Raw genomic sequence first — 23,809 nt, 5'->3', positions numbered from 1 at the left:
CCTTGGGTGGTACCCATATGCTGCAAACCTTCTCTGGACGGGAAGGAACTTTAACAGGAGGTGGACAGCATGCCATTAACGCCGCTGGACATACACAACAAGGAATTTTCCCGACGTTTGCGCGGGTATGACGAGGATGAAGTCAATGAATTCCTGGATCAAGTCATCAAAGATTACGAAGGCGTCATTCGCGAGAACAAAGAGCTGAGCAATCAGTTGCTGTCCGTTCAGGAAAAGCTGGATCATTTTTCTACAATTGAAGAGACGCTTAGCAAAACGATCATCATTGCGCAGGAAGCTGCTGATGATGTGAAGGGTAATGCGAAGAAAGAAGCGCAGTTGATCGTGAAGGAAGCAGAGAAAAATGCAGACCGGATCGTGAACGAATCATTGGGAAAATCGCGTAAAATTGCTTTGGAAGTGGAAGAACTGAAAAAGCAGGCCTCGATTTATCGTGCCCGTTTCCGCACGCTTGTTGAAGCGCAGCTTGAACTGTTGACTCAGGATGGTTGGGAAGTGCTGGAGAGCCGGGAGCAGGAAGTGCGTGACCGTGAGCGGGAGATGAAAGAAATTTATTAGTCTGTCGCCTGGTTGACTTTTGTCTGCAAAGAGGCTATAACTATATTCATAATGAATAGTGATTCCATGACGGGTTCAGTACGTTATGATCTCATCCCTCAGAGAGTTGGTGGTTGGTGCAAACCAATGGATGAGTTATAGCCGAATATCTCCCCGGAGAAGTGACGCTGAAGCGGTGATCTTGATTGCCGTGTGTAAGCCGAACCGTAAGCCGTACGTTATAACGGCACCCTGCGGTAGTATAGCGGGGCATAAGCGCTGTTGATGACAGAGCATACCCAGGCTTGCCTGGATGTGGTTTGTGATGAACAGAATTAGGGTGGTAACGCGAGTATAGCCTCGTCCCTTTCCAGGGATGGGGCTTTTTTGTGTCCAAAAAAGGCGAACGTCCATGAGGCCCGGAGGGACCTCAAGGAGAGAGCCGCCCGCCGGGGGAGCGAAGCACCCGGCAATACCCGCCTCGCGGTAAGGCCATGCGGGGTTCACGCAGGGAACAGCCGCAAAATGGCCGCCACTACGCACATAAACCCTCGCACATAAGCGCCACCGATCCCCCACTGACAACCCATCCCGGGTGTCCAGAGGGCGGAGCGCCTATGGGGTCCCCCTTGGCAAGGGGGATTGAAACGCTTTTTGTGGACGGTCCAGAATCCAACCAAAGAAAGGAAAGATAATCATCATGCAACGAGTTGACGTCAAAGAGAAGGCACGCGCCAGAGAATTACGCGTGTTAGATAAATGGAAAACGGAGAATACATTCAAAAGATCCATCGAAAACCGGGAGGGCAAGCCAAACTTCGTATTTTATGAAGGGCCGCCTACAGCAAACGGTAAACCGCATATCGGTCACGTACTGGGACGGGTAATCAAGGATTTCGTTGGACGGTATAACACGATGAAGGGTTACCGTGTCGTTCGTAAAGCAGGTTGGGATACACATGGTCTGCCTGTAGAACTGGGTGTACAGAAGAAGCTCGGTATCTCCCACAAGTGGGAAATCGAAGATTACGGCGTGGAGAAATTCATTAACGAATGTAAAGCGAGCGTATTCGAATACGAGCAACAATGGCGTGATCTGACAGAAGGCATCGGATATTGGACGGATATGAATAACCCGTATATCACCCTTGATAACAACTACATCGAGAGTGTATGGAACATCCTGGCGACGATCCACGAGAAAGGCCTATTGTATCGTGGTCACCGTGTGAGCCCGTATTGTCCTTCTTGTCAGACAACACTGAGTTCCCATGAAGTTGCACAAGGGTACAAAGACGTCAAAGACCTGAGCGCTACAGCGAAATTCAAACTGAATGACAGCGGAGAATTTGTACTGGCTTGGACGACAACACCTTGGACATTGCCTTCGCACGTTGCACTTGCCGTGAATCCGGATATGGATTACTCTCGTGTTCGTCAAGGTGATGAAGTGTACATCATGGCAACCAATCTGGTTGAGAAAGTGATGAAAGATGCCAAGGGTGAGTATGAGATCGTTGGTGCACTGAAAGGTGCCGATCTGGTTGGCAAAACGTATGATCCTCCGTTCAACTACGTACAGGCTGAGAAAGCCAACATCATCTTGGGTGCAGGCTTTGTAACGGATGCAAGTGGTACGGGTATCGTACACATGGCTCCTGCCCATGGTGAAGATGACTACCGTGTATGCCGTGAGAATGGGATCAGCTTTGTGAACATGGTGGACCTGGAAGGCAAATTTGTCGCTGAGGTTACTGACTTTGCCGGACGTTTCGTGAAGGATTGTGATATTGATATCGTGAGATATCTGTCTGAGCATGGACGTTTGTTCAGCAAAGAAAAATATGAGCACAGCTATCCATTCTGCTGGCGTTGTGATACACCACTTCTGTACTATGCGATGGACAGCTGGTTTATCCAAACGACAGCGATCAAGGACCAACTGATTGCCAACAACAGTGAAGTGGATTGGTTCCCAAGTCATGTTCGTGAAGGTCGCTTCGGTAAGTTCCTTGAAGATCTTGTCGATTGGAACATCAGCCGTGACCGTTATTGGGGAACACCGCTGAACATCTGGGTGTGCGAGGAGACTGGCGAACAATTTGCTCCACACAGCATTGCAGAATTGCGTGCTCGTGCGGTAGGTGATGTGCCTGAGAATCTTGAATTGCATAAACCATATGTGGATGACGTTAAAGTCATGAGCTCTTGTGGCAAATATGAAATGAAACGTACACCGGAAGTGATTGATGTCTGGTTCGATAGCGGCTCCATGCCGTTTGCCCAGCAGCATTATCCATTTGAAAATAAAGAAGTATTCGAACAGCAGTATCCTGCGGATATGATCTGTGAAGGGATTGACCAGACACGTGGCTGGTTCTACAGCTTGCTGGCGGTTTCCACCCTTTTGACAGGCAAAGCGCCTTACAAAGCAGTTATGGCTACAGGACACGTTCTCGATGAGAACGGACAGAAAATGTCCAAATCCAAAGGTAACGTTATCGATCCTTGGGAAGTGATCGAAGAATACGGTACAGATGCATTCCGCTGGGCTTTGTTGTCTGACAGTGCACCGTGGAATAGCAAACGTTTCTCCAAAGGTATCGTAGGGGAAGCCAAATCCAAAATGGTGGATACGCTGGTCAACACCCATGCATTCCTGACGCTTTATGCTACCATTGATGGATTTGATCCACAGGAGCACCCGTTCCAACTGTCCGCACACAAGCTGGACCGCTGGATTCTGTCGAGACTGAACAGCCTGATCCTGGTTGTAGAAAAAGCGTTGCTGGTTAACGACTATCTGAACTCTTCCAAAGCGATTGAAGCATTTGTTGATGAGTTGAGTAACTGGTATATCCGTCGTTCCCGTGACCGTTTCTGGGGAAGTGGCCTGACAGACGATAAACTGGACGCTTACCGTACATTGACCGAAGTACTGGTGACTACTGCGAAGTTGGTTGCTCCGTTCACACCGATGCTGGCAGAAGACATCTATCTGAACCTTGCAACAGGTGAGAGTGTGCACATGGAAGACTATCCAGTAGCTAATGAAGCACTGATTGATGCAGGACTGGAACAGGATATGGAGACGGCTCGCCGCGTGGTTGAACTTGCCCGTAACGTTCGTAACGAAACAGGCATCAAGACACGTCAGCCGCTGTCCGAATTGATCGTTTCCCTGGATAAAGGCTTTGACCTGGCAAGTTATGAAGAGATCATCAAAGAAGAGATCAATGTAAAAGGAATCCGTACGGAGCATAATGACGCAGAATTCGTTGACTTTACATTGAAGCTGAACCTGAAAGTTGCAGGTAAAAAATACGGTAAAAACGTAGGATTCCTGCAAAACTTCTTCAAGGGAATGTCAGCTGATGAGACGCGTAAAGTGGTTTCGGAGGGTGTGCTGAACATCGTTTCTCCGGAAGGTGAAGAGCTACAAGTGACGAGCGAAGAATTATTGGTTGATAAACAGGCCAAATCAGGTTTTGCTTCAGCATCAGGTTACGGTCTGACGGTTGCACTCAATACCGAAATCACGCCAGCATTGGAACAGGAAGGCTGGGTCCGTGAAGTGGTTCGTGCTGTGCAGGATACCCGGAAACGACTGGACCTGCCAATTGAGAAAAGAGTACGTTTGACACTGGATGTGGATGCATCCCTTCAGGAAGCTATTCAGGCGTTTGATGATGTATTGCGTGAAAATGTTCTCGTAACCGAAGTGACATTTGGTTCGAATGAGTCGATGGAACGCGTTGAAGCCGGAGGCAAATCGATCGGTATTTACATCGAAGCGTAATTCGGAGCATGTCCCATTCAATTAGGACAGAATATAGCGTATAAACAAACGAGCCGCAGAGGCAGGGACATATTCCCTGGTTCTGGGCTCGTTTGTTTTTTAAGCAATAAGGCAATGATTCTATAGTGCAGTCAATCTATATTGATCAAAGGAACTGACCAAAACATGAGCGAACATGACAAGCAAACCGCATCCACTTCACAACAATCAACATCAGATAATCTGAATTCGCATGACAAAATTGAAGAGTTACATACCCTGACGAACCGTCTGGCGAATGAACTGGAACGTTCACGAATAGCGCAATACACAGAATTGCTGAACAGGCCATGGAAATTGATTGGACTTAACCTGTTGTCTGGAGCCGCACGGGGTGTGGGGATTGCGATTGGGTTTACCTTTTTCGCAGCAACGATCATCTACGTGTTACAGGTACTTGGGGCGCTTAATCTTCCTATTGTTGGAGACTACATCGCTGATATTGTGCGCATTGTGCAGCGTCAGCTTGATATGAACACCTACTAAGCGATTAAGCGAAAAAGTAGATGCAAATGATACCAAATTGCAATTAATACGTGTCATCCGTCTCCATATCCGGTTCTAACAGACCATCGCCTTCACGGTTCTCCAGGTACTGGCGATATTGCCGATTGCGCACGATGGAGACGTCATGACCGTAGATATCCGTGGCAACAAAGCTTTCGTACGCTTCAACGCAACCTTCCACTTCATCGGTGGCTTCAATCGCCATAACGTCATAGCTGTCGATATCGCGTCCTTCAGCCATGGCTGGTGAGTTCGATGTGCCCCAGCTTTCAACAATCTGCCACGTGTCTTCACCATCGAAGCCATTTTGATCATCACGCTCGTCCAGACTGGTTCGACCAAATGCCGGGGCAAGGAATTCTTCCTCTACAGGACGGTTTTCGGAGACAACGGTTTCCGGTTGATGTTTTTTGCAGTATTTGGTGTAGGGTACGGCTTCCATGCGTTCATAAGGGATGGGTTGCTGGCAGACCGCACATGTACCGTAATGTCCTTCTTCGATGGAGTGCAGTGCAGAATCGATTCGTTCCAATTGGAATTCATCATGTTCCAGCAGGGAAATATCTTTCTCGCGTTCATACACCTCCGTAGCTATGTCGCCAGGATGATTATCAATCGGTGATAATTCACCTGTCTGTAGTTTGAGGGAGTCACCAAGGCCATAATGTTCGTTCTCCGACAGTCTATGTTCAATATCTCGCTTATCGGTTATCAGTTGGGAACGTAAAAATTGTAGTTGTTCGTTAGTAAAGTGTGACATGATTTTCCCCTTTCTGCTTTCATGCTGGAATCCGGATTTTGACTCTATTGTAGGATGTGCTATTGAGGGCAAGATTACAGAAGGGAAATGTTATCGTTTTTGCCATAAGCATTGCGATGTAGCGCGTCGTGGACGATTTCCAAACAGCTGTGCTACAATAAACAAGTCTGGCGTAAGCCTGGTATCGTTTGGAAAAGACAAGAACGGAGTGACAAACAAACGTGGTGTATTATATCCTCGCTTTTATCGTATTTTTATTGGATCAGGGAACCAAGTATCTGATTGCAACCCGGATGGAACTCAGAGAAGAGATTCCGGTCATCGGCAATTTCTTTGTCATCACATCACATCGTAACTCAGGAGCAGCTTTTGGCATTCTGCAAGACCAGCGTTGGTTCTTTATTGTGGTTACGTTGATTGTGGTCGTTGCCTTGATTTGGTATTTGCAAAAGGTAAAAGATACCCCGCACAAATTGCTGCCTGTGGCGCTTAGTTTGGTGCTTGGTGGAGCAATTGGCAACTTCCTTGACCGGGCATTGACCGGAGAAGTTGTAGATTTTGTACAACTTAATTTTGGAAGTTATACGTTTCCCATTTTTAACATCGCCGATTCGGCAATCTGCATCGGTGTAGGGTTGATCATAGTGGAGACATTGCTTGAAGGACGGCGCGAAAAAGCAGCCGCGAAGATTGAAGGGAATGAACATCATGAGTAATCCGAATAAGGAACAGATTAACGACGAAGAACTAATGAATGGCAATGAACGTATGGAATGGACCGTTGCCGCTGAACATAAAAAAGAACGAATTGACAAATATATTACGGAAGCTGTGGATAACGTATCTCGCTCCCAAGTTCAATTGTGGATCGGAGACGGAATGGTTACGGTAAATGGTGCTGTAGTCAAAGCCAATGCCAAGTTATCCGAAGGGGATCTGATTGAACTACAGATTCCTGAACCGGCTGCCGTTGAGATCATTGCCGAAGATATTCCGCTGGAAGTGGTATATGAAGACAGCGACCTGATCGTGATTAACAAACAGCGTGGTCTTGTGGTGCATCCAGCACCAGGACATACGTCTGGCACACTCGTCAATGCACTCATGCACCACTGCAAAGACCTTTCGGGTATCAATGGAGAGTTGCGCCCGGGTATTGTGCATCGTATCGATAAGGATACCTCAGGCTTGATCATGGCTGCCAAGAACGATCGTGCCCATGCATCACTGGCTGCTCAGTTGAAGGACCATACGGTGAACCGACGGTATATTGCGCTCGTTCATGGTCATCTTAATCATGATCAAGGGACCGTTGATGCACCGATTGGACGAGATACCAATGACCGCAAAATGTATACAGTCACGGAACGCAACAGTAAACATGCCGTTACGCATTTTACCGTTTCAGAGCGCATTAATGACTATACTTTGCTGGATTTGAAACTGGAGACAGGACGTACCCACCAGATCCGGGTTCACATGAAATTTATCGGCCACCCGCTTGTAGGAGATCCAACTTATGGACGGAATAAAGGCATCAAAATGCAAGGACAGGCTCTTCATGCGGCCATTCTTGGATTCGTGCATCCAACAACGGGAGAATACCTTGAATTTTCAGCTCCGATTCCGCAGGATATGGAAGACGTGCTTGCTTCGCTACGCAGTCGTTAACAGCTCCAAGAAAGTACAAATGTTCGGATACTTTGTCCATGGCTTTGATCACGCAAATGCTTCATATTAAAGTGTAGAAATTTGCGTCAAATGAGGAGATGAACAACGTTATGAGTATCGATAAATATCAAGAAACTTACATTCAGACTAATTTTGCCGACCGTATCGGTGGCTCCAACTATGGTAAAGACACGAACATTTATAAATTCGAGAAAATCAAACGTGCCAAAGCTTCGGCCAAAAAAGATTTTCCCGATGTGGAACTGATTGACCTTGGTGTAGGTGAACCGGACGAAATGGCTGATGCAGGCATTGTAGCTGCACTTGCAGAAGAAGCTTCCAGACCTGAGAACCGTGGTTATGCCGACAATGGTATTCCTGAATTTAAAGCTGCTGCTGCTTCCTACCTGAAAAACGTATTCAACGTAGAAGGTATCGATGCAGATACTGAAATCGTGCACTCCATTGGTTCCAAACCGGCTTTGGCGATGATGCCTTCATGCTTCATCAATCCGGGTGATGTGACGATCATGACCGTTCCAGGTTACCCGGTTATGGGTACACATACGAAGTATCTGGGTGGAGAAGTGTTCAACATCCAATTGACGAAAGAGAACAACTTCTTGCCTGATCTGACGGCTATCCCGGAAGACATCGCAAAACGTGCGAAGTTGCTCTACCTGAACTATCCGAACAACCCAACAGGCGCAAGCGCGACGGTGGAGTTCTTCACTGAAGTTGTGGAATGGGCTAAGAAATACAATGTTGTGGTTGTACATGATGCTCCATATGCAGCATTGACGTATGATGGCAAAAAACCGTTCAGCTTCCTCTCGGTACCTGGTGCGAAGGATGTCGGCGTAGAGCTGCACTCTCTGTCCAAGTCCTACAACATGACGGGTTGGAGAATCGGATTTGTAGCGGGTAACCCGCTTGTAGTCAAAGCATTCAGTGACGTGAAGGACAACAATGACTCCGGTCAGTTCATCGCGATTCAAAAGGCTGCTGCTTATGGATTGAATCACCCTGAGATTACGGAAAAAATTGCAGAGAAATATTCTCGCCGTCACGACATGCTCGTTGCCGCATTGAACGAACTGGGCTTCCAGGCTGAAAAACCTAAAGGTTCATTCTTCCTGTATGTAGAAGCACCAAAAGGTGTGGTTGGCGGACGTCGCTTCGAATCCGGCGAAGATTTCTCCCAATTCCTGATCCGTGAGAAATTGATCTCATCCGTACCTTGGGATGATGCGGGTAACTTTGTTCGTTTCTCCGTAACCTTTGAAGCGAAGGGTGAAGAGGAAGAGAAACGTGTTATTGCTGAGATCAAACGTCGTCTGAGCGACGTACAATTTGAATTTTAATCGCATCACCCAATAGTTAAATCATGTACTAACGAAGAGACCGGAAACGGTCTCTTTTTTATGCCCATATTAGAATTTTTTCATTTACTCCCTTTACAAAATTATACAAGCAACATATGATTAGATCTTTACGTTATTTGTTATATACAGAAGTTGTTGTTGAAGGGAGTTATTACAATTGTTATCATCACGAACGAGTACGGTGTCGTCACCGGCTACAGGAACAGGCAGTACAGTGTCAGGATTAATCAGATTGTTAAGACCCAAACAGTGGACTAAAAATCTGCTGTTATTTGCTGCGTTACTATTTTCTTTTGAGGAGATTCGGACTGAAACCATTCTTGCGACGTTGCTTGGTTTTATTCTATTTAGCCTTGTTGCAGGCTGTGTTTATATTTTAAATGACTTTGTAGACCGGGACAGGGATCGACAGCATCCGGTGAAAAAGTATCGTCCTATGGCTTCTGGGCAGGTGAATCCGAGTCATGCTTTGATGTTTGGCATTATTCTATTAATCCTTTCCGTAGGAACGGCCTTCATGATGAACCCTCTATTTGGGGTGTTATGTATCGTCTATTTTCTGTTGAATGTATCGTATTCATTTGTACTGAAACATCTCGTTATTCTGGATATGATGACCATTGCAGCCGGCTTTGTACTTCGTGCCATTGCAGGTGGTGTGCTGATCCATGTGCCATTCACGCCGTGGTTTTTGATCTGTACAATGCTGTTGTCGTTATTTCTGGCCATTGGAAAACGCAGAAATGAACTTACGTTGCTTGAGGGAAATATGGGATCACACCGTAAAGTTTTGGATAACTACTCCATTACGTTACTGGATCAATTCAATACGATTGTGACGACAGCTACGATTATCAGTTATTCCCTGTTCACATTCACTTCAGATCGAACCATTCATCTCATGTGGACGATTCCATTGGTCATTTACGGCATGTTCCGTTACCTGTATCTGATCCACATGAAGAACCAGGGAGGTTCGCCCGATCGTGTGCTGTTTGAGGACAAGCCTATATTAATTACGGTTATGTTGTATGTGATAAGTGTTATTACAATCTTTGCAATCTTTGAATAAAGGCGGAGGGGGATCAGGGTGAAAAGCACGAAAGTCGCAATTTTTGATATTGATAAAACGATCATACGCAGTGATTCTATGTTTCAATTTGTGCATTACGGTGTTCGCCGTTACCCATGGCAGGTATGGAGATTACCTGTCATTGCATTACATACCGTGTTATTCAAGGCAGGCTTCATGACGGTTGAACAAGTCAAACGATCCTACTTTCAAGAAATTGAGCGTATGACTGAAAAAGATCTCGAACATTTCTTTGATACCCGCTTGCGTACGTCCATTTTTGCCGAGGCCAGTGTAGAGATGCAACATCGCAAAGAAGCAGGCTATCATGTTTTGCTGGTAACTGCATCTCCGCATGCCTATATGAAATACTTTAATAATTTTCCCTGGGTGGATCATGTAATTGGAACTGAACTTGTCCGTCATGAGAATGGTTACACATGCAGAGTTGATGGCAGCAATTGCAAAGGGGAAGAGAAGGTACGCCGAATTCAGGCTTATCTGAGTGAGAAGAATATGGTCATTGATTATGACCAGTCGTGTTCCTACTCGGACTCCTTATCCGACCTTCCGGTCATGCAGCTTGTAAGTCAACGATACTTTATTAACAAGCGTGTTCCGGACATGGAGGCATTAACGTGGGGGAAATAAAATCGAATCATACCGGTAAATGGTTGATGCTTGTTTCCGCTTTTCTGACAGCAACGGGTCAATTGTTCTGGAAATGGGGACTAACCGAGTGGATCTACCTGGGTGTTGGTTTTCTGTGTTATGGACTTGGAGCGATTTTGATGATTAAAGCTTTTGCTCTGGAAAAACTCTCAGTTGCTTATCCTCTGATGTGTGCCAGCTACGTATTTGCCTTAATCTATGGATATTTTTTGCTTGGGGAAGAAATTACGGTGCAGAAGCTGGCAGCAGTTGTGTTGCTTGGAATCGGGGTGACATTAACCAGTGTTGATCGATAGCTGGATGGTTGCCGTATTAATTGTCATGACGTTGTGTGGTGCACTGGGTGGGGCCGGACTGAAAGCTTATGCATCCAGTCGCAATCGTCTGCATGTACTCATGGGACTTGGATTCTACGGAACGGGTGCGTTGCTGAATATTGTATTGTTGAAGTTTCTTCCATTAACCGTAGTGTTGCCTGCGAACGCATTAACATATGTGTGGACTCTAATCATAGCGCGGCTGGTATTTAAAGAGACCGTGGGCCCTTTACGCTGGATAGGTGTGGCATGTATTATGGGTGGCTTACTATTACTGGTGTTCTAATTTGAACTAATGATTATTTACACGAGCACTACGATGACAGAATAACCTTCCAATCGCTGTTATCCCCAGATTTTTTTTCCTTTTTTCAAAGGGGAAATCCGGTGATAAAGGCGAACGCTCCGCTTTTTCAGGTCTTTTCTGTCCTCTCCGTTTTTGTGTAAATGATTAGTTCAAATTATGATAGTTTTTATAAAATTTATTGGATGTGAAATGAAAGCATGAACTTTTTAGATCACTTATTTTATAATCGCAGAGCCAACTGGACAGCCTTTTACCTGTTTGCGGGATTTGCGCTGTTCTATGGTTTGATGAACGGCTCGTATGTTCTGTACATTGAAAATAATGCAGAGATGCTGGGGGCATATAGCCCATTTAATACGACGCTGTTTCCAATTAATTTATTCAACTTTGATCCTTCAATGTATTATGGGGACAACAGTTCTTCCGTGATCCATCCGCTGATTTCCTTTCTCGCAGTCACCCTTGCGGCTGTAGCGAAACTGCTGGGGGGCAACTGGTTCTTTCTAATCTTGCAATCGCTGGTGAATGCGGGTTCGGTGGTGCTGGCGTATCTGTTCCTGAGTCAAAAAGAAGATAAACCGACCATCGTACCGCTGCTGTTTGCCTTACTGTTTGGTTTCAGTTCCTACTTAATGTTTACTGCATTGATCCCGGATTCGTATCCGTATGTACAGTTCGTTATTCTGTTGTCGGTGGTTTACATGCAGTATACTCGTGAGCGTCAGGACGTACGTTATGTACCCAATGCATTGCTTGCATCGATTAACTTTGGACTAACCTCGACGAATATCGTACCATTTGCTGCTGCCACATTCTTCAATATGCATGCATGGCGCAATAAGGCGAATTTGAAAAAATACATCGGTATCATGGCACTGGCGGTTCTGATCATCGTCGTATTAACTGGTATTCAGTACGTTGCCTTTGGAGGTAGAAGCTGGATTAGTAACTGGCTGTTGGGCATTCAAAATGGTGGAACCAGCTATGCAACGCCATTCCAGTTCGCTGTTCACTGGAAAGCATTGAACATGCTAACCATTAATCCGATGCTGACACCGAAGATGCATTTACTGGACCCGGGCATGGCAGCCTTTGTTACGGATCTATCTCGTTCCAATCCAATCTATGTGCAGATGACAGGTATCTTTATTTTACTACTGGCGTTCATTGGCTTCATTAAGGGCATTCGTGAACGTGAAGTGTGGACCCTTGTGCCATATATTCTGTTTGCCTTTTTGCTTCATGTAGTCGTGGGCTTTGGCCTGGCTGTATTTCAATACGATATGTACCTGTATGCGGGGCACTATCTGTTTGCGTTCTTCCTGTTGGGTGGAGGTTTTGTGATCAGCCTTCGTCCGGGATTGGGGAAAAAAGTGGTTATAGGCTTGATCATGTTATGTGTTATCGTCACGGCAAGTAACAACATCTATCGCCATGTAGAAACATTAACAACAATCAAACAATCCTATGATCAGTTGGAACAGGAACGCTCAGTGAATTAATCAAAATGTATCGATTCATATAATGAAACGAGAAAAGGCTATTGGATGTAAAGTCCAATGGCCTTTTCTTATTTAGTATCCAGCACATGAGTTAAGCAATAATCTTGGTCTTCTTGGCATTCTCGGCTGAACGTTTGGTGAGACTGCTGAGTGGACGTTTCAAAGCGAGAGCAACAATGAGACTCAGCGCGATGAACATACACAACCACAGAATATCCTTGATGGCAGTAGACCACAATATGCCGCCGACCGACTCACGCAGCAGACTGATCGCATACGTGAAGGGCATGAACGGATTCAATGCCTGGAAAAAGGGTGATGTCATGCTGATCGGGAACGTACCACCCGAGCTGGAGAACTGGAACACCATGAAGATAATGGCGATCCCTTTTCCGATATTCCCAAAAACGGACAGCAGGGTGTACGTTATGGTGACAAATACGGCACTCACCAGCATGGCAAACAGGACAAACCACAGTTTATCTGCGACATATGTACCCAGGATTAAGATATCTCCCAGGGTGACGCATACCGCTTGGAGCAATCCAATGGTTAGGAAAGTAGCAAGACGTCCGAGATACAACTCGTATCCCCGGAACTTGCCCTCTGGATTTTCAGCTTCGGCACGAAGCAGAGAAATCAGCAGTGTTGAGCCAACCCACAGAGACAGCACGCCATAAAATGGTGACATGGCCGATCCATAATTCGGAATCGGATAAAGCTGTTGTTCTTTGATTTGCACGGGACTCGAAAGGAAAGCACTTTCTTCTTCGATATCGCCACGCAAAAGTTTGGCGAGCTCGGCAAACTGGTTATTACCTTCGACTTCCCGAAGTTTGTCAGCAGCCTTACTGATGGCACTTTCCAATGCTGGCAGATCATCACGTACCAGCATGGCAACACGATGTACTCCTTTTTCGACCTCCGGCAGCTGGTTCTGGACAAAATCGGATGCCTTGCCTATCTGTTTCTCGGCATTAGGCAGATCATTACGAACAAAATCAGCTGCTTCGTTCAGTTTGTTTCCCAGCTTGGGCAGATCGTTTCGAATTAATGAAGATACTGTGTTCAGAGCTTGGATAAAACCTTCACTTTTGTTCGCGAGTGTCTCTGATATCTCATGGATCTTAGATTGTATTTGAGGCAGTTCGCTCTGGATTTTTGTCAACTCGGTCTGCCCAAACGTAATTCCTTCTTTGGCTGATGCAAGAATGTCCGCAATATCCGGAATACGATCTTTTGCTCCTTGCAGAGTTTCTGCTGAAGTGGAGAGGGTAGACCTGAGCTTATCCGCACCAGCTGCAAGTGCAGGCGATATTTCACTTTCATAAGTGTTTAAGATATTGCCACTCCCGCTGCTGATGTCCTTCGAGAGAGTATTTAACTGAGCGATGACGTCTGTTGGTGGAGTTGTATTACGACGCATGGCATCACTGATGATACCAGCCAAGCGGATCTGCAACTGAAGTTTATCTGAAATGGAGTTCAGTTGTGGAATTTTATCGGCAAGTGGCTGGCTTGGAAGCAAGTTATTGATGTTGCCCAGTAGTTCTGCCATACTGTCCACGAGTTTTACCGCAACCCCTAAACGTGAAGCAATCCGGTCGAGATCTTCTACTGTAGGAAGGTTATTAAGATCCGAATTTTGCAATTGTGCAAATACGTCTCCTGCAGCGTTAGAAATCTGCTGCACCAGCAGCAGATTTTGGCGGATCGTCGGGCCAATCGTCTGAAACGCTTCTTCACTGGAATCCACGAACTGATCTAATCCCTCTGCAAGCTCAATCCCGTTGCCGGCGATTTGTGATACTTTGTCCAAATCTTGCTCTGCTGCCGTTACGATAGACAGAGCTTTGTTCGTTTTATCCAGCGCCGTTTGGATGACATCTGATACCTGACCAAAGTTTTCATCCACTTCTCGAATGCGTTCTACCGCTTTTTGTATATCCGGTATTCGCCCTTGAATAGCCAGCACTTCGGAAGCCGCCTCATTAATTTGTGGCCAATACTCCTGCACCTTGAGCACATACTGTGCTGCTTCATTGATTTCAGGCAGTTTTTTCTCGATTTCAACGATCTTTTGAGCATCTTTTACAATCTCGGGCATGGCTTTTTCTACTTCCAGAACCTTTTGACCTGCGGCTTGAATAGCCGGAAGATTTTTCTCCAGTGTAAAAATGCCATTCTCCATTTTGCGTAATGTTGGAAGCTGGGAATTAATCTCAACCCCGGCTTCATTCAACTTGGTTAGAACAGCCTCACTGACGGCTTCAGTGAAATTTTCATTGATTTGTGTTGTTATGGCAGATACACCAGAGCCTGTGATTTTAGGAGCAATGGCATTCACCTTTTCATTAACGGTATAGATTACCTCTGGACGTTCCAGCTTTCCGTCAACGATACCTGTAATTTTGGACGAAAAGTCTCCGGGAATGAGCAGGCTGGCATAATATTCTCCTGTATGTACCCCCCGACTAGCCTCAGCTCGATCTACAAAAGTCCAGCCCAGCTTTTTGTTATTTTTGAGGCTGGTTACCAGTTCGTCTCCAATATTAACATGGATTCCTTCAACAGTCGCACCCGCGTCCTCGCTTGTCACTGCAATTTTGATCCCCTGGGTATTACTGTATGGGTCCCAGACGGACTTCACGTTGACCCAGTCATACACCCCGGGAAGTAGAATAATAGCCACAATTAGAAATATACCTGTGGGAACCTTAAGAATATGCAACCAGTCTGTTTTGTAAACGTGCCATATGTGACGCATGACTTCCTCCTAAATGTACATAAATGTAGGGCGTATCTTATTTCCATGTTGTCGCATATTTGTGAATCTTATGTATATCGCATTATTGCAGCATCTAATAATGGGTTCATGTTTATAAACTGTACCCATTTCACTTGGTACTAATTCAGAGCCTTCATATATTGCGTAAAATGAAACTCACTGTCTTTTCTAAAAAGAAGTGTTTTGCCTCTACTTAAGTATAGTCAGAGGTTTATTTTGGTTATATCAAATTTCTCATTTGCCTATGGATAAATATGCAGAAATGTTGTATAATTATGAATAACCAATGAGATGTATTGTGCATGGATGTTTTTCAGCCTAACTGCTGATTCTAAGAAGAACGTAGCAGAGGGTTTTCACCTGCGATGGTGAGGTGTTGACAGGGGGTTGTCTTTCTGTCATAATTCATGAAGACAAACGGACATATTGATTACAGAACCCTGTGAGGTCCTGCAATATGAACGACATGAATAGCACCTTTAAATCAGTCCCGTGAGACTGGCAAGGTAACGTGAACGATACATCGTTTTTTTGCTGCGGCAAATGAAGCGATGTATCCCCGAGAGTAAACTTTCTTCAGAGCGGTCTGAAGTTCGGAGACTCCTTGCCAATAAACACGGCAAGGAGTCTTTTTTTTCTCCTCGTCACGGGGCCATGATGCTGAAGGGAAATCCTGAGGAGGCTGAACGCATGAGCACAGAGACACATGTCATTATGGATGAGACGGCGATCCGCCGCGCATTAACACGGATTGCCCATGAGATATTGGAGAAAAACAAAGGAATCGACGATTGTGTGTTGGTCGGTATCCGTACACGCGGGGTTTACCTGGCAGAACGGATTGCCGCGAAGATTGAAGAAATTGAGGGCGCCAAAGTCCCCTGGGGAGAACTGGATGTGACTCCTTACCGCGATGACCGCTTGGACGAAAATAAAGCGAATCGCAAGGAAATATTGATTATGACACCTGAATCACTTTCGATCCATAACAAAAAAGTGATTTTGTTCGATGATGTGCTCTATACCGGACGGACGATTCGCGCAGCGATGGATGCCCTGATGGACTGTGGAAGACCGCAGAACATTCAGCTGGCTGTACTCGCAGACCGCGGACACCGGGAACTTCCGATTCGACCTGATTTTATCGGCAAGAATGTGCCGACTTCCAAATCAGAGGAGATCGAAGTTGCACTCATGGAAACGGACGGACAGGACGAAGTCAAAATCACTCAGAACCGGGGGGAGCAAGCATAATGATTACACAGACAGCATTGAGAGACCGAAGCTTGCTTGGACTGAAGGAACTTAGTCGAGGAGAAATCGAGTCCATTCTGAACAGAGCGGCTCACTGGGAAGCGCAGAAAGAGAAACTGGTTCCTGTACTGGAATCATGCTTCGTTGCGAACATGTTCTTCGAGAACAGCACACGTACCCGCTTCTCCTTCGAGATGGCAGAGAAACGCCTGGGCGCACAAGTGCTGAACTTTACGGCAGCTGCATCCAGTGTGGAAAAAGGAGAGTCCATCTACGATACGGTACGAACACTTGAGTCGATGGGCATTGATGCAGGGGTGATCCGGCTGAAACCGGCAGGCGTTCTGCAACAACTGGCTCAGAAAGTGAATGTACCACTCGTTAACGCCGGAGACGGCAACAATGAGCATCCTACACAGGCACTGCTGGACCTCTACACGATGAGGAAAGCATTTGGCGAACTGAAAGGCTTGCGTGTTTCCATCATTGGTGACATCCTGCATAGCCGTGTAGCTCGTTCCAACCTGTGGGCACTGCAAAAGTTTGGTGCAGATGTACGCTTCTGTGCACCACAAACGATGCAGGCACCGGAACTCGCAGAGCATGCTCCTTATGTCGGTCTTGAAGAAGCGCTGGATGCAGATGTAGTCATGATGCTCCGTGTTCAACTGGAACGTCATCAACATGGCTTAATTACTTCAGCTGAGGATTATCGCGAACACTACGGATTGACGGAAGAACGGGCATCACGCCTAAAACCAAGCACCATTATCATGCACCCTGCTCCAGTGAATCGCAACGTCGAGGTAGATGACGCGGTTGTGGAGAGTGAAGCATCACGGATCTTCCCGCAGATGGCAAACGGCGTTCCCATCCGCATGGCGGTTATGGAACGTGCGATGAAACTGTAACAGGGTCTGGCTGTAGGTCATAGGCTGACGGTACGGTCGTTCTTATAGAGCAATAAGAGAGTACACGATAAAGAAAATCATCCGGCTTGCCTGGTAAGCCGGACAGAACCGAAGCGGAGGGCAATTATGCTACAGATTATAAAAAACGCGAACGTCTTGAACCAACAAGGGGAACTTGAACGGAAAACCATCATTATAGATGAAGGTAAAATTAAAAAAATCGTTGGTCTGGAAGACCAAGCCGTACTGGATGCCGAAAAGTCAGCGCAAAGTGTGACAGACGCATCAGGCAAACTGGTCATTCCGGGATTGATCGATATGCACGTGCATCTGCGTGAACCTGGATTCGAACACAAAGAGACGATCGAGACAGGTGCCCGTTCAGCAGCACAAGGTGGTTTTACAACAATCGCTTGCATGCCGAACACAAGACCAGTAACAGATACAGCGGAAGTTGTGAAACTGGTATTGGATAAAGCCAAAGAAGCTGATCTGGTTAAAGTGTTGCCTTATGCAGCCATTACAAAAAATGAACTGGGTCGTGAACTTACCGATTTTGCCGCATTAAAAGAAGCAGGCGCTATTGGATTCACAGATGATGGTGTAGGCGTACAAAACGCTCAAATGATGAAGGATGCCATGAGCCTCGCAGCAAGCATGGATATGCCCGTGATCGCTCACTGTGAAGATGACTCACTGGTTGTTGGTGGATATGTGACGGAAGGTGAGTTTTCGAAGCGCCACGGCATCAAAGGGATTCCAAATGAATCCGAAGCTATCCACGTTGGACGTGATATCCTGCTCGCAGAAGCAACAGGAGTTCACTACCATGTCTGTCACGTAAGTACAGAGCAATCGGTTCGCTTGATTCGTCTGGCGAAGTCCATCGGCATTAAAGTAACTGCTGAGGTATGTCCACACCATCTGGTGCTGTCGGATGAAGATATCCCGGGCATGGATGCCAACTGGAAAATGAACCCACCGCTACGCTCACCACGCGATGTGCAGGCTTGTATCGAAGGCTTGCTGGACGGCACGCTGGATATGATCGTAACTGATCATGCGCCACACAGTGAAGAAGAGAAAGCCAAAGGCATGGAGCTGGCACCATTCGGAATCGTTGGATTCGAAACAGCCTTCCCGCTGCTGTACACGAAGTTTGTAGAAACAGGACTGTGGAGCTTGGACTTCCTGGTGAAACGCATGACAGCTGATCCAGCACGTGTATTCCGACTGGATACAGGCAAACTGGAAGAGGGAGCACCAGCCGATATCACGATGATTGACCTGAACGAGGAAAAAGCAGTTGATCCTGCAACGTTTGCAACCAAAGGAAGAAACACACCATTCACAGGCTGGAAGCTGAAAGGCTGGGCCGTACAAACATGGGTGGATGGCAAAAGCGTGTGGAATAACACGGTACAACAGTAAAACGGTAATTTAGTAAATTAATAAATCAGTAACTCTATATCGTTAACTCTTTAAATCAGTAACAGTAAATCTTAACTTTTTTAAAACAACAAATCTTTTTAACTCTAAAACTTAATCTACAACTTTTACACCAGTAACATCTTTTCAACTAACTTGAGGCAAATCATGCCGAGAGTCTAACATACGAAACAAAGCAAAGTTGAATGTCATGATTTTGAACTTGGACACTAACGTAACTGCGGAGTGGGCAGAAAGAACCCGAAGAAGCAAAGCGTTCGCCTTTATCACCGGATTACTCCATTTGAAGAATGGGATCAAAGTAATCCGGGGATAACAGCGATCAAAGGGTTTTCTGCCCACGGAGCCGCACGAAGTTTCCAGAAAGTTCAACCCAATGCATTCAACGTTGATAAACACAGAGGAGTGAAATGGGATGCAGGCACAGGCAAGATTATTGTTGGAAGACGGCACACTGTTCACCGGGAAAGCATTTGGTGCTGAAGGTGAAACTACAGGTGAGGTCGTTTTTAATACGGGAATTACAGGCTATCAAGAGGTGCTTTCGGATCCTTCCTATTGCGGTCAAATCGTAACCATGACGTATCCGCTGATCGGAAACTACGGCATTACGCGTGATGACTTTGAGTCGATTCGTCCATATGTACATGGTTTCGTTGTGCGTCGTCATGAGCCAACGCCAAGCAACTGGCGTGCGGAATATAGCGTAGACAATCTGCTCAAAGAATACGGCATCGTAGGAATCAGCGAAATTGATACACGCATGTTGACTCGCCGGATTCGTCACCACGGCACAATGAAGGGAATTCTCACAACAGGATCGAAGCCTGTGGAAGAACTGCTGGAGATGATGGGAGATACCACCATTGCTGAACTGCGTAACCAGGTGCCAATGACTTCTACAGAGCATGTCTACAACAGCCCGGGAACGGCTGAGCGTATTGTGCTCGTGGATTACGGTGCAAAAACAGGGATTTTGCGCGAACTCAGCAAACGTGACTGTGACGTAGTTGTTGTTCCACACGATGTAACAGCAGACGAGATTCGTCGCCTGAACCCGGATGGAATTCAACTGTCCAACGGCCCTGGGGACCCGAAAGACGTACCACACGCGGTTAACATGATCAGTGAACTGCTTGGCGAATACCCGATCTTCGGCATCTGCCTGGGTCACCAGTTGTTTGCACTTGCGGCAGGAGCAGACACCGAAAAACTCAAGTTTGGACACCGCGGTGGAAACCACCCGGTGAAAGAACTGGAGAGCGGACGTTGCTTCATCACATCCCAGAACCATGGATTTACCGTAAACGAAGAGTCCGTGAAGAGCACGGACCTGGAAGTTACACATATCAACAATAACGATAAGACCATTGAAGGTCTGAAACATAAATCATTCCCGGCCTTCTCGGTTCAATATCACCCAGAAGCAGCCCCGGGACCTTACGATAACAGCTATCTGTTTGACCGCTTCATCGAGATGATTCGTGAGCACAAAATCACTAACCCGCAAAAGCCGCGTCAAGCCGTATTGGCAGCCGCAGTGAAAGGAGCTCAATAACATGCCGATTAACAAAGATCTCAAAAAAATCCTGGTGATTGGTTCCGGTCCAATCGTCATCGGTCAAGCGGCCGAGTTCGACTACGCCGGTACACAAGCTTGCCAGGCACTGAAAGAAGAAGGCGTGGAAGTTGTACTCATCAACAGCAACCCGGCGACCATTATGACGGATACAAACATGGCTGACAAAGTCTATATTGAGCCAATCACACTGGATTTTGTGACCCAAATCATTCGTCAGGAGCGTCCAGACGGTTTGTTGCCAACACTGGGTGGTCAGACAGGTCTGAACATGGCTGTGGAATTGGCACGTGCCGGAGTTTTGGAACGTGAAAATGTGAAATTGCTCGGAACACAGTTAACATCCATCGAGAAAGCGGAAGATCGTGATCTGTTCCGTGACCTGATGCGTGAATTGGAACAACCTGTACCAGAGAGTGTCATCGTAACGACACTTGAAGAATCACTTGAATTTGCGAATGAGATTGGTTATCCAATCATTGTGCGTCCAGCCTATACACTGGGCGGAACAGGCGGCGGAATCTGTGCGAACGAAGAAGAGCTGCGCGAGACGGTGGCAGCGGGAATTCGTTACAGCCCGATCGGGCAATGTCTGGTCGAGAAGAGCATTGCAGGTATGAAAGAAGTCGAGTATGAGGTTATGCGAGACAAAAACGATAACTGTATCGTTGTCTGCAACATGGAAAACTTTGACCCGGTAGGTATTCATACAGGTGACAGTATCGTCGTAGCACCAAGCCAAACATTGTCGGACCGTGAATATCAAATGCTGCGTTCAGCTTCCTTGAAAATCATTCGTGCCCTGAATATCGAGGGTGGATGTAACGTACAGTTTGCACTGGACCCACACAGCTTCCAATACTATGTTATCGAAGTAAATCCACGGGTAAGCCGTTCATCAGCTCTGGCTTCCAAAGCAACGGGTTATCCGATTGCAAAAATGGCTGCCAAAATTGCGATGGGTTACACGTTGGATGAAATTGTGAACCCGGTAACAGGCCAAACGTATGCTTGCTTCGAGCCTACGCTGGATTATATCGTGAGCAAAATCCCACGCTGGCCGTTCGACAAGTTCATCTCGGCGAACCGTAAACTGGGAACTCAGATGAAAGCAACAGGCGAAGTAATGGCTATTGGCCGGACATTCGAAGAGTCGATTCACAAAGCAGTTCGTTCCCTGGAAATTGGCGTACATCGCCTCTACCTGAAGGATGCCGAAACGCTGGACGAAGCTACCCTGAACGAGCGTCTAATCAAAGCAGATGATGAGCGTATCTTCCTGATTGCCGAAGCATTCCGCAGAGGATATACGTTGCAACAGCTACAGGATCTGACCAAGATTGACTGGTGGTTCCTGGACAAAATCGAAGGTCTGATCGCATTCGAAGATCGCATTCGCGAAGAATCCGAATTGTCTTCCGACATTCTGTATCAAGCGAAACGTCTCGGCTTCACGGACCGTGCCATTGCCGAGCTGCGTGCGCAAGGTCAACCTGGCGGCACATTGACGACAGAAGCGGAAATTAGAACTCGTCGGGAACAGGAAAATCTTCGTCCAGTCTACAAAATGGTAGATACATGTGCAGCCGAGTTTGAAGCAACAACGCCATATTACTACTCAACTTACGAGACAGAGAATGAAGTTATCCCTTCAGACAAGAAAAAAGTTGTGGTGCTGGGTTCAGGACCAATCCGGATCGGTCAAGGGATTGAGTTTGACTACTCTACTGTACACGCAGTATGGGCATTGCAAAAAGCAGGCTATGAAGCAGTCATTATCAACAATAACCCGGAGACGGTGTCTACGGACTTTAATACATCGGATCGCCTGTACTTTGAACCGCTCTTCTTCGAAGATGTCATGAACGTGATTGAACAGGAGAAACCAGTAGGGGTTATCGTGCAGTTCGGTGGTCAAACGGCCATCAACCTGGCAGCACCACTGCGTAATGCAGGCGTAACCATTCTCGGAACGGATCTGGAAAGCATCGATGAGGCGGAGGATCGCAAGAAGTTCGAGCGTCTGCTCTCCCGTCTGGAGATTGCACAGCCAAAAGGTAAAACGGTCATTTCCGTTGATGATGCGGTAGAAACAGCTCAAAGTCTGGGCTACCCGGTACTGGTTCGTCCTTCCTATGTACTCGGCGGTCGTGCGATGGAGATTGTATACTCCGATGCTGAATTGCTGACATACATGGAACAGGCGGTTAAAATCAATCCAGAGCATCCGGTCCTGATCGACCGTTACATGATGGGTAAAGAAGTTGAGGTTGACGCCATCTGTGATGGTGAAACGGTATTGATTCCGGGAATCATGGAACATATCGAACGTGCAGGGGTTCACTCTGGTGACTCCATCGCGGTATATCCTCCTCAACATCTGTCCCAGGATTTGAAAGAGAAAATTGTAGAGATTACAATCAAAATTGCGAAAGAACTGAAAACGGTAGGTTTGGTCAACATCCAGTTTGTTATCCATGATGGCCAAGTGTACATTATCGAGGTGAACCCGCGTTCATCCCGTACCGTACCATTCCTGAGCAAAGTAACCAACATTCCGATGGCGAACCTGGCAACACAAGCCATTCTGGGTGTGAAACTAAAAGATCTTGGTTATGTTGACGGGCTGTGGCCTGAATCGGATCATGTATCTGTTAAAGTTCCGGTCTTCTCCTTCGCGAAGCTGCGTCGTGTAGAACCAACCCTCGGACCTGAGATGAAGTCTACAGGTGAGGTTATGGGTCGTGACCCGAATTACGCTAAAGCGTTGTTCAAAGGTCTTATCGGTGCAGGAATGAAAATTCCGGCAACCGGAGCGATTGTTGTGACTGTAGCAGACAAAGACAAGGACGAAGCGGTTCCTTTGCTCGAAGGTTTCTACAGACTGGGTTACAAAATCATGGCAACTGGCGGAACAGCAGCTGCGCTTGAAGCAGCGAACATTCCGGTAACGACTGTGAACAAATTAAGTGAAGGTTCGCCGAACATTCTGGATATGATCCGTAGCGGTGAAGCAAACTTTGTCTTCAACACACTCACCAAAGGCAAAACACCGCAACGTGACGGATTCAGAATTCGTCGTGAAGCGGTAGAGAACGGCATTGTATGTATGACTTCACTGGATACGATTCGTGCGCTGCTGATCATGCTGCAAACGATCAACTTCTCTTCGGAAGCAATGCCTGTCTCTGTAAAATAAATAAGTCTCTGATGAAGGACATCAGTCAGCCTGCGGGCTG

At 46.6% G+C, this 23,809-nt stretch carries 18 protein-coding genes and 1 other annotated feature; of the genes, 16 read left to right on the top strand and 2 right to left on the bottom strand.

All coding sequences use genetic code 11. The features are described 5' to 3' along the window. The first annotated feature begins 69 nt into the window (after positions 1 to 69). From J2Z28_RS00420 to J2Z28_RS00410, 3 genes are all read left to right on the top strand, one after another. Positions 70 to 579: a DivIVA domain-containing protein gene (locus J2Z28_RS00420; RefSeq protein WP_017687316.1), complete on the top strand. Its 510-nt coding sequence runs from the start codon at positions 70 to 72 to the stop codon at positions 577 to 579. A 57-nt stretch (positions 580 to 636) separates the two neighbouring features. Then, positions 637 to 929: a binding site (T-box leader), on the top strand. A gap of 329 nt (positions 930 to 1,258) precedes the next feature. Continuing rightward, a complete protein-coding gene (ileS, locus tag J2Z28_RS00415) occupies positions 1,259 to 4,357 on the top strand; it encodes an isoleucine--tRNA ligase (protein WP_211080774.1) in 3,099 nt (1,032 codons plus the stop codon). 165 nt (positions 4,358 to 4,522) lie between these two features. Continuing rightward, positions 4,523 to 4,882: a DUF5665 domain-containing protein gene (locus tag J2Z28_RS00410; protein ID WP_211080773.1), complete on the top strand. Its 360-nt coding sequence runs from the start codon at positions 4,523 to 4,525 to the stop codon at positions 4,880 to 4,882. A gap of 43 nt (positions 4,883 to 4,925) precedes the next feature. Here J2Z28_RS00410 and J2Z28_RS00405 read toward each other — a convergent pair whose 3' ends face one another. After that, positions 4,926 to 5,663 carry a TraR/DksA C4-type zinc finger protein gene (locus tag J2Z28_RS00405; RefSeq protein ID WP_211080772.1) on the bottom strand — a complete coding sequence of 246 codons (738 nt, stop codon included), beginning with the start codon at positions 5,661 to 5,663 and terminating at the stop codon, positions 4,926 to 4,928. 221 nt (positions 5,664 to 5,884) lie between these two features. Here J2Z28_RS00405 and lspA point away from each other — a divergent pair, with 221 nt between their 5' ends. The 8 genes from lspA to J2Z28_RS00365 all read left to right on the top strand — a co-directional run bounded on the left by lspA (position 5,885) and on the right by J2Z28_RS00365 (position 12,589). Next, on the top strand, positions 5,885 to 6,379 hold the full coding sequence (gene lspA, locus J2Z28_RS00400; protein WP_017687321.1) for a signal peptidase II: 495 nt from the start codon (positions 5,885 to 5,887) through the stop codon (positions 6,377 to 6,379). Further along, positions 6,372 to 7,334, top strand: coding sequence for an RluA family pseudouridine synthase (locus tag J2Z28_RS00395; RefSeq protein WP_415841434.1), 963 nt, complete (start codon positions 6,372 to 6,374; stop codon positions 7,332 to 7,334). Before lspA ends, J2Z28_RS00395 begins: the two co-directional genes overlap by 8 nt. A gap of 110 nt (positions 7,335 to 7,444) precedes the next feature. After that, a complete protein-coding gene (locus tag J2Z28_RS00390; RefSeq protein ID WP_036674844.1) occupies positions 7,445 to 8,698 on the top strand; it encodes an LL-diaminopimelate aminotransferase in 1,254 nt (417 codons plus the stop codon). A gap of 202 nt (positions 8,699 to 8,900) precedes the next feature. Continuing rightward, a complete protein-coding gene (locus J2Z28_RS00385; protein WP_211081023.1) occupies positions 8,901 to 9,791 on the top strand; it encodes a decaprenyl-phosphate phosphoribosyltransferase in 891 nt (296 codons plus the stop codon). A gap of 18 nt (positions 9,792 to 9,809) precedes the next feature. Then, positions 9,810 to 10,442, top strand: coding sequence for an HAD family hydrolase (locus tag J2Z28_RS00380; protein ID WP_211080771.1), 633 nt, complete (start codon positions 9,810 to 9,812; stop codon positions 10,440 to 10,442). A 26-nt stretch (positions 10,443 to 10,468) separates the two neighbouring features. Beyond that, positions 10,469 to 10,759, top strand: coding sequence for an EamA family transporter (locus tag J2Z28_RS00375; RefSeq protein WP_197997836.1), 291 nt, complete (start codon positions 10,469 to 10,471; stop codon positions 10,757 to 10,759). After that, positions 10,746 to 11,066 carry an EamA family transporter gene (locus tag J2Z28_RS00370; RefSeq protein WP_336886750.1) on the top strand — a complete coding sequence of 107 codons (321 nt, stop codon included), beginning with the start codon at positions 10,746 to 10,748 and terminating at the stop codon, positions 11,064 to 11,066. Before J2Z28_RS00375 ends, J2Z28_RS00370 begins: the two co-directional genes overlap by 14 nt. 218 nt (positions 11,067 to 11,284) lie before the next feature. After that, positions 11,285 to 12,589, top strand: coding sequence for a DUF6080 domain-containing protein (locus J2Z28_RS00365; RefSeq protein ID WP_211080770.1), 1,305 nt, complete (start codon positions 11,285 to 11,287; stop codon positions 12,587 to 12,589). A gap of 91 nt (positions 12,590 to 12,680) precedes the next feature. Here J2Z28_RS00365 and J2Z28_RS00360 read toward each other — a convergent pair whose 3' ends face one another. Continuing rightward, on the bottom strand, positions 12,681 to 15,356 hold the full coding sequence (locus J2Z28_RS00360; RefSeq protein WP_211080769.1) for a YhgE/Pip domain-containing protein: 2,676 nt from the start codon (positions 15,354 to 15,356) through the stop codon (positions 12,681 to 12,683). A 711-nt stretch (positions 15,357 to 16,067) separates the two neighbouring features. On the opposite strand from J2Z28_RS00360, the gene pyrR reads away from it, so the two are divergent. From pyrR to carB, 5 genes are all read left to right on the top strand, one after another. Further along, complete coding sequence (pyrR, locus tag J2Z28_RS00355; protein WP_211080768.1) at positions 16,068 to 16,631, top strand: bifunctional pyr operon transcriptional regulator/uracil phosphoribosyltransferase PyrR; 564 nt, start codon at positions 16,068 to 16,070, stop codon at positions 16,629 to 16,631. Next, positions 16,631 to 17,542, top strand: a complete 912-nt coding sequence (locus J2Z28_RS00350; protein ID WP_211080767.1) for an aspartate carbamoyltransferase catalytic subunit — start codon at positions 16,631 to 16,633, stop codon at positions 17,540 to 17,542. Before pyrR ends, J2Z28_RS00350 begins: the two co-directional genes overlap by 1 nt. A gap of 126 nt (positions 17,543 to 17,668) precedes the next feature. Further along, entirely contained in the window at positions 17,669 to 18,973 is a 1,305-nt protein-coding gene (locus tag J2Z28_RS00345) for a dihydroorotase (RefSeq protein ID WP_211080766.1), read from the top strand. A 433-nt stretch (positions 18,974 to 19,406) separates the two neighbouring features. Beyond that, positions 19,407 to 20,549 (top strand): glutamine-hydrolyzing carbamoyl-phosphate synthase small subunit, encoded by a 1,143-nt coding sequence (carA, locus tag J2Z28_RS00340; RefSeq protein ID WP_017687333.1) that lies wholly within the window; start codon positions 19,407 to 19,409, stop codon positions 20,547 to 20,549. 1 nt (position 20,550) lies between these two features. Then, positions 20,551 to 23,769, top strand: coding sequence for a carbamoyl-phosphate synthase large subunit (gene carB / locus J2Z28_RS00335; protein ID WP_211080765.1), 3,219 nt, complete (start codon positions 20,551 to 20,553; stop codon positions 23,767 to 23,769). The last annotated feature ends 40 nt before the right edge of the window (positions 23,770 to 23,809 follow it).

This window comes from Paenibacillus xylanexedens (assembly GCF_017874615.1).
Taxonomy (GTDB): Bacteria; Bacillota; Bacilli; order Paenibacillales; family Paenibacillaceae; genus Paenibacillus; species Paenibacillus xylanexedens.
This window is presented reverse-complemented; position numbering and strand designations above follow the sequence as displayed.